The organism is Paraburkholderia sediminicola (assembly GCF_046027355.1).
In the GTDB taxonomy this organism is placed as follows: domain Bacteria; phylum Pseudomonadota; class Gammaproteobacteria; order Burkholderiales; family Burkholderiaceae; genus Paraburkholderia; species Paraburkholderia sediminicola_B.
The window spans coordinates 147301-159774 of sequence record NZ_JAQQEK010000009.1 but is presented as its reverse complement, the minus strand read 5'-3'; the positions used below and the strand labels follow the sequence as shown (position 1 = coordinate 159774).

Annotated in this window: 13 protein-coding genes and 1 tRNA gene; 4 read left to right on the top strand and 10 right to left on the bottom strand. The window is 61.6% G+C overall.

The features are described from left to right. Window positions 1–52: 52 nt before the first annotated feature. Window positions 53–595: a nucleoside deaminase gene (locus PQR42_RS17650; RefSeq protein WP_408387230.1), complete on the bottom strand. Its 543-nt coding sequence runs from the start codon at window positions 593–595 to the stop codon at window positions 53–55. A 43-nt stretch (window positions 596–638) separates the two neighbouring features. Further along, on the bottom strand, window positions 639–1778 hold the full coding sequence (locus tag PQR42_RS17645; protein ID WP_408387231.1) for a BMP family ABC transporter substrate-binding protein: 1140 nt from the start codon (window positions 1776–1778) through the stop codon (window positions 639–641). A gap of 267 nt (window positions 1779–2045) precedes the next feature. On the opposite strand from PQR42_RS17645, the gene PQR42_RS17640 reads away from it, so the two are divergent. Beyond that, window positions 2046–2795 (top strand): SDR family oxidoreductase, encoded by a 750-nt coding sequence (locus PQR42_RS17640; RefSeq protein WP_408203632.1) that lies wholly within the window; start codon window positions 2046–2048, stop codon window positions 2793–2795. A gap of 69 nt (window positions 2796–2864) precedes the next feature. Here PQR42_RS17640 and PQR42_RS17635 read toward each other — a convergent pair whose 3' ends face one another. After that, entirely contained in the window at window positions 2865–3173 is a 309-nt protein-coding gene (locus PQR42_RS17635; RefSeq protein WP_408387232.1) for a winged helix-turn-helix domain-containing protein, read from the bottom strand. A gap of 20 nt (window positions 3174–3193) precedes the next feature. Beyond that, window positions 3194–4627 carry an aminotransferase-like domain-containing protein gene (locus PQR42_RS17630; protein ID WP_408387233.1) on the bottom strand — a complete coding sequence of 478 codons (1434 nt, stop codon included), beginning with the start codon at window positions 4625–4627 and terminating at the stop codon, window positions 3194–3196. Window positions 4628–4797: 170 nt separating this feature from the next. On the opposite strand from PQR42_RS17630, the gene PQR42_RS17625 reads away from it, so the two are divergent. Further along, window positions 4798–7116 carry an FdhF/YdeP family oxidoreductase gene (locus PQR42_RS17625; RefSeq protein ID WP_408387234.1) on the top strand — a complete coding sequence of 773 codons (2319 nt, stop codon included), beginning with the start codon at window positions 4798–4800 and terminating at the stop codon, window positions 7114–7116. Window positions 7117–7126: 10 nt separating this feature from the next. On the opposite strand, the gene PQR42_RS17620 is transcribed toward PQR42_RS17625, so the two are convergent. The 3 genes from PQR42_RS17620 to PQR42_RS17610 all read right to left on the bottom strand — a co-directional run bounded on the left by PQR42_RS17620 (window position 7127) and on the right by PQR42_RS17610 (window position 8935). Continuing rightward, window positions 7127–7630 (bottom strand): M48 metallopeptidase family protein, encoded by a 504-nt coding sequence (locus PQR42_RS17620; RefSeq protein ID WP_408203624.1) that lies wholly within the window; start codon window positions 7628–7630, stop codon window positions 7127–7129. 19 nt (window positions 7631–7649) lie between these two features. Beyond that, complete coding sequence (locus PQR42_RS17615) at window positions 7650–8285, bottom strand: hypothetical protein (RefSeq protein ID WP_408203622.1); 636 nt, start codon at window positions 8283–8285, stop codon at window positions 7650–7652. Between the two features lie 341 nt (window positions 8286–8626). Next, window positions 8627–8935 carry a hypothetical protein gene (locus PQR42_RS17610; protein ID WP_408203620.1) on the bottom strand — a complete coding sequence of 103 codons (309 nt, stop codon included), beginning with the start codon at window positions 8933–8935 and terminating at the stop codon, window positions 8627–8629. Between the two features lie 77 nt (window positions 8936–9012). Here PQR42_RS17610 and PQR42_RS17605 point away from each other — a divergent pair, with 77 nt between their 5' ends. Further along, window positions 9013–9498 carry a DUF1643 domain-containing protein gene (locus tag PQR42_RS17605; RefSeq protein WP_408387235.1) on the top strand — a complete coding sequence of 162 codons (486 nt, stop codon included), beginning with the start codon at window positions 9013–9015 and terminating at the stop codon, window positions 9496–9498. 123 nt (window positions 9499–9621) lie between these two features. On the opposite strand, the gene PQR42_RS17600 is transcribed toward PQR42_RS17605, so the two are convergent. From PQR42_RS17600 to PQR42_RS17590, 3 genes are all read right to left on the bottom strand, one after another. Next, window positions 9622–10197 carry a hypothetical protein gene (locus tag PQR42_RS17600; protein ID WP_408387236.1) on the bottom strand — a complete coding sequence of 192 codons (576 nt, stop codon included), beginning with the start codon at window positions 10195–10197 and terminating at the stop codon, window positions 9622–9624. 99 nt (window positions 10198–10296) lie between these two features. Then, the gene (locus tag PQR42_RS17595) at window positions 10297–10833 is read right to left on the bottom strand and encodes a hypothetical protein (RefSeq protein ID WP_408387237.1); all 537 of its coding nucleotides are present in this window, start codon (window positions 10831–10833) and stop codon (window positions 10297–10299) included. 176 nt (window positions 10834–11009) lie between these two features. Next, window positions 11010–11094: transfer RNA gene (locus PQR42_RS17590), tRNA-Leu, on the bottom strand. Between the two features lie 195 nt (window positions 11095–11289). Here PQR42_RS17590 and PQR42_RS17585 point away from each other — a divergent pair. Then, window positions 11290–12360: a LacI family DNA-binding transcriptional regulator gene (locus tag PQR42_RS17585; protein ID WP_408387238.1), complete on the top strand. Its 1071-nt coding sequence runs from the start codon at window positions 11290–11292 to the stop codon at window positions 12358–12360. Window positions 12361–12474: the final 114 nt, after the last annotated feature.

The window sequence follows — 12474 nt, the reverse complement described above, 5'->3', positions numbered from 1 at the left end:
GCCAACATGCATGCAAGGTCACGGCTCACTCGCGAAGGCGAGTAAAGCACGGCTACCGGCTGCTCCAGAATCTGCGCTGAACCTCCATCACCTCGGCTTCCACCTCGGGCACGGGCCCGATCACCTCGACCGGTTTCTGGCAATGATCGAAGACATACCGGCAGTCCACGCTCATGGTCGGATTCTCGGCGTGATCGCCGGTTGCTTCCAGCAAGCGCTTCTCGGTCATGCCGAACACGACCCGGCCGATGTTGGCCCAATACATCGTGCCGGCACACATGCAGCAAGGTTCGACCGATGTGTACAACGTGCAACTCCACAAATACTCCGGCGTGAAGTTCAACGCCGCCACGCGCGCCAGCACCGACTCGGCGTGATTCACCGTGTCGACGTTGCCCTGCTCCATCAGCACGGTCTCCTGGTCCGGCCCGACCAGCACCGCGCCGAACGGATGATGTCCTAGCAGCGTCGCCCGTTCGGCCACCCGGCTCGAATGCCGCAGATGCCGCGCGATCTGTTCGTGCGTGGGCGTCAAACCCTGCGGCGGATAGTTGGCGGCCGCTGCGGCGGCCCCCGTCGAAACGGTCAGACTCACGGACGGTCTCCTTGAATAATAGTTAGATTAGCGAACCAAATTTTCACTTGGGCAGCGAGCCATCCACGCCTTGCACGAACCAGTTCAAACGCAGCAGTTCCGGATCGCTCAGCGACTTGCCGGCGGCGACCTTCACCGCGCCGGACTGATCCATGATCGGACCGGCGAACGGATTGAACTTGCCGGAAATGATGTCGTCGCGCTTCTGGCTCAAGGCCTTTTGCGCGAGCGGCGAAACGGCGTCGGTGTTGATGTCGGCAAGATCGATCGCTTTCTCTTTCAAGCCCCACCACACCGGCGAGTTGTTCCATGTGCCCGCCATCACCTGATCCACCAGATGCGTGTAATACACGCCCCAGTTGCTCACGCATGCGCCGAGTTGCGCATTCGGTCCGAACTTCTTCATATCCGAGTCCCAGCCGAACGCATGCACCTTCTTCTGCTCGGCAGTCTGCATCGTCGCAGTCGAATCGGTGTTCTGGATCAGCACGTCGGCGCCCTGGCCGATCAGCGTTTCGGCAGCCTGCTTTTCGCGGCCCGGATCGAACCAGCTATTGATCCACACCACCTTCACGCGCGCATTCGGATTGACCGAGCGGGCACCCATCGTGAACGCGTTGATGTTGCGCACGACTTCGGGCACCGGCACGGAGCCGACGAAGCCGAGCGTGTTCGACTTGGTCGTATAGCCCGCGACGAGACCCGCCAGGTAGGCGCTCTGGTAGGTGCGCACGTCATAGGTGGCGAAGTTGGCGGCCTTCTTGTAGCCGGTGGCATGTTCGAACACGGCGTCCGGGAAATCCTTCGCGACCTTCAACTCGAAATCCTGAAAGCCGAAGCTCGAACCCACCACGATCTTGTTGCCCTTGGACGCCAGATCGCGGAACACGCGCTCCGAATCCGCCGACTCCGGCACGTTCTCGACACGCGTCACCTTGACCTTGTCGCCGAACTTCGCCTCGAGCGCCTTCACGCCCTGTTCGTGCGCGTAGGTCCAGCCGGCGTCGCCCGGATTGCCAAGATAGACGAAGGCAATGCCGATCGGCTGCGTGGTGACGGCTGACGCCCCCGCGGCACTGAATGCCAAGGTCGCGCCAAGCGTCGCTGAAATGAGCGTGCGGACGGTTCGGACGGTTTTGATGCGCAGTGAGTGATGCAGCGCTCGCGCCAGCGTTGTTTTCATGGATTCTCCGAAAATGGTTGAAGGTGCCTGCCCCAGCGCTCGGGATAACCCGGGCAAGGCTCCAGCATAGGGGGCCATATTCGAAGATCAATTTCAGCGGAAAAATTATTGTTCGTTATCTCATCTATAACGAATCCAGTATTGTGGGTGGCCAGGAAACATGTTCGATGTCTTCGAACGAGTGCATCGGAGAAGTGGTACGGCAAGCGCCTCACATAGGCGCAATATCACTCTCACCAACCCACAACACTCTTTCGGAGATTCAAAATGACTCGCTTCCAAGGTAAGTCGGTTCTCGTCACCGGCGGCAGCAGCGGCATCGGCTTCGCAGCCGCCAAGGCATTCGCCGACGAAGGCGCCCGTGTCGTCATCACCGGCCGCGACGCCGACGCGCTCGAAACGGCAAGAAAGGCGCTCGGCGGCGACGCCGTCGCGGTGCGCAACGACGCCGGCTCGGTGGCGTCGGCGCGTGAACTGGCCGCCGCGATCAGCGCCGCCGGCATCCGGCTCGACGCGGTGTTCGTCAACGCCGGCACCGCGAAATTCGCGCCGTTCCCGGACGTCGACGAAGCCTTCTGGGACGCGATGTTCAACACCAACGTCAAGGGCGCCTACTTCCAGATTCAGGCACTGTTGCCGTTGCTCAATCGCGGCGCGTCGATCGTGATCAACGGGTCGATCAACGCGCATATCGGCATGCCGGCGTCGTCCGTCTATGCGGCGAGCAAGGCCGCGGTGATTTCGCTGGCGAAGACGCTGTCGTCGGAATTGCTGCCGCAAGGCGTGCGCGTCAATGTCGTGAGCCCCGGCCCGGTGCAAACGCCGCTGTACGGCAAGCTTGGCCTCGACGCCGCCGCGCTCGAAGCCACCGCCGCGCAGATTCTCAGCCAGGTGCCGGTCGGCCGCTTCGGGACGCCGGAAGAAATCGCCTCGACCGTGCTGCATCTTTCGGCGCCGGAATCGGCGTTTATCGTCGGCACGGAAATCATCGCCGATGGCGGTATGAGCCAGCTTTGAGGTCGCGCTCAGGCGAGTCGCACACACGGCTCGCCGACCTGCGTCACCGGCGGCGCCCGCTAACGCGATTCAGTGAAGCTTCGGCGACGGGTCCGCCTGATCCTCATCAGGCAACTCGCCGTCGCCGAACAACTCACCGCACAGACTTTCGCCGAGCTCACTCAGCCGCGCCGTGCCCGTGCCTTCCTCGTTGAAGGTGGTGTCCACCAGACCGCCGTCGACAAGCGCCGTCAAGTGCCGCCGCAAGCCGCTCATCGGCACGCCCGCCTGCTTCGACAGTTTGGCGAGCGACCACGCGCCGCCCGGCGTTTCCCGATGCGCGCGCCACAATTGCGTTAGCACGGCGACCAGCACCGGATCGAGTTCGTCGTCTTCCATGGTCAGTCTCTCCTCTTTTTTTACGCCATCTGCGCGACCAGTTCACCGAGCGTCTTCAAAGCCGCTTCGGTCTGCGCCGTCCACGGATAGCTGTAGTTGAGCCGGATGAAGTGGCGAAAATCATTGCGGGTCGAAAACATCATGCCTGGCCCGACGGTGATGCTGCGCGCGAGCGCCGCCTGATAGAGCCGCATCGAATCGACACGCTCGGGCAGTTCCACCCAGAGCACGTAGCCACCTTGCGGCGTCGACATACGCGTGCCTAACGGAAAAAACCGCTGCACCATCGCCATCATGATGCTCGCCTGCTGCCGGTAGACTTTGCGCACGTGCCGCAGATGCCGGTCGTAGCCGTCCTGCCGCAAATAATCGGCGACCGCGACTTGCGGCACCGACGGCGTGGTCAGCGTATTGAGAAACTTCAGCTTCTCGACCTGTGCGCGATAGCGTCCCGGCAGCGCCCAGCCGATCCGGTACGACGCGGTCAGGCTCTTCGAAAACGACGCGCAATGCAGCACCAGCCCTTTTTTGTCGAAGTTCTTCAAGGTCGACGGCCGCGTCTCGCCGAAGTACAGCTCCTGATAGACGTCGTTCTCGATCACGGGAATCTCGTGCGCGGCGAGCAGTTCGACCAGTTGCCGCTTGCGCGCGTCGGGCATCTGGAAACCGAGCGGATTCTGGAAGTTCGGCATCACCATGCAGGCCGCGATCTTCTGTTCGCCAATCACCTGTGCAAGCGCCTCGATATCGATGCCGTGGACCGGATGCGTCGCCACCTCGATCGCGCGCATGCCCAAACGTTCGATGGCATGCAGCATCGCGTAATAGGTCGGCGATTCGACGGCCACCGTGTCGCCGGGTTTGGCGACCGCCTGCAAGCTCAGGTTGATCGCTTCGGTCGCGCCGAGCGTAATGACGATTTCGTCGGGATCGACCGGCACGCCGTTCTCGGCGTAGCGCCGGGCGATCTGCCGGATCAGTTCGGGGTTGCCGGGCGGCAGGTCGTCGATCAGGTTCCAGCTCGCGTGGCGTCGCGCGATCGCGTTCGCGTACTGGTTGATGCGCCGCCACGGGAACAGCGACGGATCCGGATACGGCGAGCCGAACGGCACGGCGTCGTGCGCGCGGATGCTCCGCAACGTCGACAGCACGAGGCGACTCACGTCCACTGCTGCGGCCACGGGCGGCGTCTGCGGCGCGGACGGGCGGCCGGGCCGCGGCTCGTCGAGCGCCACTGCGCGCGCCGCCGCGTCGCGCACGAAATAGCCCGACTGCGGACGGGTCTCGACAATCCCACGGCTTTCCAGCAACGCGTACGCGTGCAACACCGTCTTGATACTGACGCCGTGCTGCTGGCTCGCCTGCCGCACCGACGGAATCCGCTCGCCCGCCGCGAACACCCCGCGGCGCACGGCTTCGGTCATTTCATCGGCGAGTTTTTCGTACAGTTTCAAGGACTTGAGTCGAACAGAAGCGTGGTCTGAAGCGCCAGTCTAAGACAAAAACCGGCCAACTGTATCCCTTCCCTTTCCAATTTTCTGTATGCTGCGCCCTTTTTGGAACACAGTAGGCTTGCACCTATCGGCTCAACAGCCTCGTTCAAGCCCGATCCGGCGGCAACATCATGAAGAAACCCGAAGCTCGCATCGAACCCTATACGCACCCCGCCGCAGGCTGGGGCGCGCTCAAGTACGTCGCCATCAACCTGATCAAGGAAAAGGTGACGGGCGGCGACTACCGCATGCTGTTCAAGCAGAATCAGCCGGATGGCTTCGACTGCCCCGGCTGCGCGTGGCCGGATCGCGAGCATGCGTCCACCTTCGAGTTCTGCGAAAACGGCGTGAAGGCCGTGGCCGCCGAAGCGACCAGCAAGCGCGTGACGCCGGCGTTCTTCGAGCAACACACCATCGCCGAACTGATGACGCAATCGGACTTCGAGCTCGAACAGCACGGGCGCCTGACCGACCCGCTCGTCTACGACGCCGTGCGCGACCGCTACGTACCGATCGGCTGGGACGAGGCGTTCGACCTGATCGCCGATCACCTGAAGCGCCTCGACGATCCGGACCGCGCCGCCTTCTACACCTCGGGCCGCGCGAGCAACGAAGCCGCGTTCCTGTACCAGTTGTTCGTGCGCATGTACGGCACCAACAACTTCCCCGACTGCTCGAACATGTGCCACGAGGCGACCAGCCGCGGCTTGCCGCATACGGTCGGCATCGGCAAAGGCACGGTGACGCTCGACGACTTCGAACACGCCGACACGCTGCTGATCTTCGGCCAGAATCCGGCCACCAACCATCCGCGCATGCTCGGCGAACTGCGCGAGTGCGCCAAGCGCGGCGCGACCATCGTGTCGATCAATCCGCTGAAGGAGCGCGGCCTCGAGCGCTTTGCGAGCCCGCAGCATCCGGTGGAAATGCTGACGATGGGCAGCACGAAGATCAGCTCCGTGTTCATTCGCCCGAAAGTCGGCGGCGATTTCGCGCTGATCAAGGGCGTCGCCAAGCGCGTGATCGAGCTCGACGATGAGGCTGTGGCTTCGGCTCTTGAGCGCGTGCTCGACGTCGAGTTCCTCGCCGAACATACCGTGGGCTTCGAGGCGTTCGCCGATGATCTGCGCGCCGAGAACTGGGACACGATCGTCGCCGAAGCGGGCGTGCCGTTCGAAGACGTGCTGAAGCTCGCCGACATCTACGTGAAGGGGCGCGCCGTGATTTCGACGTGGGGCATGGGCCTCACGCAGCACAAGAATTCAGTGCCGACGGTGCAGATCCTGTCGAACCTGATGATGATGCGCGGCAATATCGGCCGACGCGGTGCGGGCCTGTGCCCGGTGCGCGGACACTCGAACGTGCAAGGCGACCGCACGGTCGGCATCGAAGAGCGGCCGACTGAGGCGTTTCTCGACCGGCTCGGCGAAGTCTACGATTTCGAGCCGCCGCGCGAGCACGGACTCGACGTCGTCAATACGATTCAGGCGATGCTCGACGGCAAGGTGAAGGTGTTCATCGGGCTCGGCGGCAATTTCTCGATCGCGACGCCCGACACGCCGCGCACGTGGGAAGCGATGCGTTCATGCGATCTCACCGTGCACATCACGACCAAGCTGAACCGCAGCCACCTCGTGCATGGACGCGATGCGCTGATTCTGCCGACGCTCGGGCGCACCGAGATCGACTTGCAGAACGGCGTGGCGCAAGGCGTGAGCGTCGAGGATTCGATGAGCATGGTGCACATCTCGTACGGTATGAACAAACCGGCGTCGGAGAATCTGCTCTCGGAAATCGCGATCGTCGCGCGCATGGCGCATGCGACACTCGGCGGCGAGAAAGTGGATTGGCTCGCGCAGGCCGCGGACTACTCGCTGATCCGCGACGGCATCGCGCAAGTGATCGAGGGATTCACGGACTACAACGAGCGCTTGAAGAATCCTGGCGGCTTCCACCTCGGCGTGGCGTCGCGCGACCGGATCTGGAAAACGCCGAGCGGCAAGGCGCAGTTCCTGGTGCATGCGATCGATATGGCGACGCCGATTCATCAAGCGCGCAAGGAACACGGCGAACGGCTGATGACGTTGATGACGACGCGCTCGCACGATCAGTACAACACGACGATTTATGGTCTCGACGACCGCTATCGTGGCGTGTACGGGCAGCGTCGCGTGTTGTTCGCCAACAAGGACGACCTCGCGATGCTCGGTTTCGTGGCGGGACAGCGCGTGGATATCACGAGCGTGTGGGCCGACGGCATCGAGCGTCACGCGGACGGTTTTCTGCTCGTGGAGTACGACATTCCGCGCGGCTGCCTCGGCGCTTATTATCCGGAGACCAATCCGCTGGTGCCGCTGTCGTCGGTTGCCGATGGCGCGGGCACGCCGACGTCGAAATCGATTCCGGTTTTGTTGACGGCTTCTTCGGCGATCGAGGCGGTGGCTGCTTGATGCCTGGTCGTCAGGTCTGGTTCTTTGCCAGCTCGCGCTGCGTCAGGTAAAGACGCAAGTCGAACTCGATCTGGTGGTAACCCGGTTGCATGAACTCGCAGAGGCGGTAAAAGGCCTTGTTGTGGTCGCTTTCTTTCAGATGAGCGAGTTCGTGCACCACGATCATTTTCAGAAATTCCGGCGCCGCCGATTTGAACAGCGAGGCGATGCGAATTTCTTTCTTCGCCTTGAGCTTGCCGCCTTGCACGCGCGAAATGCTCGTATGCAGACCTAGGGCGTGGCGTACGACGTCGAGTTTGCTGTCGTAGGTAACCTTGTCGATCTGATCCGCGCTGCGCAGGTGCTCGCGTTTCAGGTCGGCACAGTAGGCGTACAGCGCTCTGTCCGTTTGCACGTCGTGCGTGTTTGGATAGCGCGCGCAGAGGTATGAGCCGAGTTGGTCTTCGACGATCAGCTTCTTGACCTTCTCTTGAAGCGCGGGCGGGTAGCCGGTCAGGTATTTCAGGTGGGACATGGGTCTGGTCGGCACTTACTCAAACGCCGCGGCGATTGTCTTCACAGTCTTCCCAATACCGCAGCGGATCGCGATGATCGGGATATTCCTTGTCTAGCCAGTCCGACAGGATCTTCCACTGAGGATGATTCGGGCCACTCCGCGTGTCCCAGAACGAATCCTTCAGGACGCTGTTGTTACGGCCGCGATCCCGCACGACGATCCGGCAGTGGTCGTTCGCGTCGTGGAATTCCGCCTTCAGGTAGTAGCGCGGAAGAATCTGCAATGCAGCGCCCTCCACGATACGGCCCTGCGCACGAACGACGCCCGCAGATTCGATTCGCAGAACACCGTCCACCGACTTGTCGGCGCGCCAACCCACTGGCAGCCTGACCACGCATTCGTCTTTTCCGACCTTGATCCAGTCCATGCGCCAGATGCGCGCGAGCGCATCGCGCATGGCCGCCGCGTCTTCATAGCCGGGTGGAAGTTCGAATTGGGCCGGCAGCACGACGAGTTCGTCCCCTGTCGGCGAAACGCTGGCGGGACTGTCGAATGGATCGTTGCCGAAGGGATTCGAAGGCCGGCTGGCCGTGGTGTTCCTGGTGGTCGGCATATCCCCGAAGAGGCTTTCGGCGGCACGGCGTGCACGCTTCGATTTTTCACTGCCCATCATTTTTCTCCGATGGAATTGGGTTGGTCTGGGGGGAAACGTAGGTTGGTTTGCGTCGTAGCATCGCACGTTGTCGGATGCGTACGCGAATGGCTGCATATTTTGAATACTGTAACGGGCGCGACGGTTCCCCACTCGATGCGGATGCCCGAGTCCAATGCGGTATTCATGCGTTCAACCAGCCACGACACCTGCACGACACCTGCACGACATAGGTGACCGCTTCAACGTCACCGAAATCGGACAGTGGGACTCGCATCAGCGCCTCGCCGAAACGACGGGCGATTGCGGAAAAGCGCTCCTGCGATGCGCGCGATGATCGTCGACGGCCTTAAGCTATGCGGTCAAACGTGCGGCAAATCGTCGATGCATTTTTCGACATGATCGCCAGGAACGTCTGTGTCAATCCCGTCGCGGCCGTCGGTGTGAGAGACAGACACAATTTTCGGCCCCAGAAACCGGGTGCCGCCGAGCGTAAAAAGGGACCAAACAGCGTCTCCCCGACGGATCGCGGCGACGACTTCGGGCACCTCGACTATCGACGTGGGGGACAACCAGTCACGCGTCGACGGGTCGACGGGAGCCCAGCGCACGTGGGTGATCCTGTCGCTCGCCGGGTTGATGCGAATGGCATCTATAGCAAAAGTAGTCACATCTGCCTCCATCATCCTGACAAAGGGATTTCGACATTATGCGCCGCATCTTTTGCGGCGGATCAGGAGGTGGAATCGTGAACGCCGTTATCAGCTCGTGCGGCGCCTATCGTTATCGGCTGACGCGTGCTGCCGAATCGTTGTCGCCCGGGAAATCGACAGCGCTGTTCGTGATGCTCAATCCGAGCACCGCCGATGCGCAGCTCGACGATCCGACCATTCGCCGATGCCGCGGCTTCGCGAAACTCTGGGATTGCAATGGCTTGGCAGTCGCCAACCTGTACGCGCTGCGTTCGACGGACCCGGCCGCTCTCTGGTCCCATCCGGACCCGGTCGGCCCCGACAACGACGACTACCTGTGGAACTTCGCCCACGAGTGCGGCGACGTCGTTTGCGCATGGGGCTCGAATGCCAGGCCCGAACGGGCCGCTCGCGTCGTCAGCATCATGCGTGGCGCCGGCGCGCGCCTGTGGTGTCTTGGCATGACGAGGGACGGCTCGCCGCGCCACCCGCTTTACGTGCGTGCCGATCAGCCGCTGACCGAATGGAGTCAGAAGCCATGACCGCGCCCACTAACAAGCTCGACGCAGAAGCGAATATGACAGATGAACAGATCATTGAACTCGCACGCGAATTCAGCATATCGGGGCGCAGCAGCGGCACGAGGAGTGAAGTGCTGCACGGGTTTAGTCGGGGTTTCCAGCAGCTACTTGGGCGCCGACATTTTGCACATTCTCGAAAATCATCGACGGACGACTAAGCCATATTGTTTGCTGATGATTCCACCAGTCAAGCTGCGGCTGTCCCTGAGGCTTTCCAAAATAGTCCTTGATGTCTTCCAGGTGGGCTCGCATCGAATAAAGGACCGTGCGTCTCCTTTCGCTGAATTCACTCTTTTCTGCTTCCCAGACACGATTGAGCGTTTCGTCAAGGTGGCTGACATCAAGTTGCGCAGGGTTTCTCGGATCAAATCTACCGATCAAACGTGGCGTGTCGCGCAATATTTTGTACGCGATGCCTTCAAGTTCATACATCTGCTGTTTTGCGCGTTCAAGACGCTGATCGGCCGTCTCTCGATCGTGTCTTTGCCTTTCTCTCATCGGAAAATAGATAGCGACGGCTAATCCAACGGTCGCCCCGACGGCTTGGGCCCAAGATGCCCACTCTCCGCTGTTCGAGGGTATATGAAGCAGAAACGCGGTTCCGAAAACACCAAGGATAAAGCCCGTCCCGAAGACCAATGCTGCGTTGAGGTACCGCATGCGTGAACTCCCGATTCCCTTTCTGGCGAGCCTATGGTTGGGATGCAAACCCATGATTTTGGGTCGTCGGATTTAGGAGCTGCCTTGAAAAATTGCCGGCTACTTGAGATTGAAAACGGCAACCAGCGTTCCGGCGGCGAAACAAGCGACGCTCACCACATTCAACGCCATTGCGAAAAGTGCGGGCTTCAGATGCGCGCCCTTCTTCTCGCGCTCCATCGCTTCATTGAAAAGAATGTATTGTGTCAGGTAGGAGCAAATCGGCACGCATCCAGCGCTAATGATTCCCGCCACGAAAAGGAAAATCGACAGCTTGAGGGATCCATGTTCGACCGCGTCTTGTACCGCTTTGTACGAGGCAATGATGCCGGCCGCCGCGCCGCCGTTCAGCAGCACGAGCAGTTTGAATCCTTCGATCGAAATCGAGATCATCGACTTGTACGTCTCTATCTTGTGGTCGTCAGAAAACTTTGCCGTCATGGCTTCCTCGTTTTTGGCGAATCCTAGCATGACCGCGGCAGCACAACGAATGATTGAAACCATGCGCAAACACCAAGGTGCGGCATGGACATCATCTCCGAAGCTGCGCCGCACCGCAGCATTGACCTGTTCGCGGTAGGTGGCGTCCTGGGGCACAAGTCAGTGGCGTCGACGAAACGCTATTCACACTTGTTGACAGGCAGGTTGGCTGCCGCGGTAGGCCGGATCGATCAGGAGAGGTAGGGCCACGGAATCCGGTCTAGGGCACAAAAACTCACACCCTAAGGATTCGTAGCCAAGTCACGAACCGAGCAAACCCTTGCTGGGACTGCTGGTGCCGGGGACCGGACTTGAACCGGCAAGCCGTGAGGCGGCGGATTTTAAGTCCGCTATGTTTACCAATTTCATCACCCCGGCAGGGGTCGAACCGCGTGTGGACGCGAATTCTACCATTGCCCGACGGGCGTACCAAACCGGCGCAAAACCGTCCCACCGACGCCCCGCCCGCCTCCAGTTCCACAAGCCGCATCGGCAAATATCGACGTCATCCGCAAGTCACAAACCTTCCCGATAATCCGCTCACGAAAACGTTTACAAACCGAGCGCAAACCCATGATCCCGACGATCAAAGATGTCGCCGCCCACGCCGGCTTCTCCATCGCCACGGTGTCGCGCGCGATCAACGCGCCGCACACCGTCAACCCGGTCACGCTCGACAAGGTGCGTCAGTCCATCGACGCCCTGAACTTCCGCCCCAGCCCGCTCGGGCGGCAATTGCGCGGCGAACGCACGCGCCTGATCGGCGTGATCCTGCCGACGCTCGCCAACCCCGTGTTCGCCGAGTGCCTGCAAGGCATCGACGAACTCGCCTCGGCGCAAGGCTACCGGCTCATGCTGATGACCACGCAGTACGACGCGGACCGCGAACGCCACGCTATTGAAACGCTGCGCGAACATCGCGTCGAAGGCCTGATCCTGACGGTCGCCGATGCCGACACGCACCCGCTGCTCGACGAACTCGACCGCGCGGGCCTGCTCTATGTGCTGATGCATAACGACACCGTGCGTCGTCCGTCGGTCTCGGTCGACAACCGGCTCGCCGCGTACGACGGCGTGCGCATGCTGATCGCCCACGGCCATCGCCGCATCCTCATGCTCGCCGGCACGCTGGCCGCGTCCGATCGCGCCCGTCAGCGGCATCTCGGCTATCGCCAAGCGATGCAGCAGGCCGGCCTCACGTCGGCGCCGGCGCTCGAGGTCGATTTCAATGCCGACGAATTGTCGCCCTCGGTGCTCGCTCATCTGACGAGCGGCCCGAACCGCCCCAGCGCCCTCTTCTGCAGTAACGATCTGCTGGCGATGGTGGTCATGCGCGGCCTGCGCCGCGCGCGTCTGCAGATTCCCCACGACATGTCGATTCTCGGCTTCGACGGCCTCGCAATGGGCGAGCTGCTGTCGCCCGCGCTCGCCAGCATCTGCGCGCCGAATCGCGAAATCGGCTGCGCGGCCTGGCAGCGTTTGCTGGCGCGCGTCACCGGCACTTACGAAGACTTGAATGAAACGTCGCTCACGCTGACCTTGCCGCACAGCTTGCGCCAGGGCGCCACGATCGCGGCGATTTCGAACCGCGACGACGCAACGTCTGCGCGTGCATCAACGTCCGCCGAGCGGCCGTTCGCCTGAAGCGTCACGCAAGCGCCATTGGCTAACGCGCGTGATATGCACGAACACGTGCCGACATGAAAACGTTTAACACGCTGCGCTGCAACACGACTTTGAGTCACCCACCCCAAAACC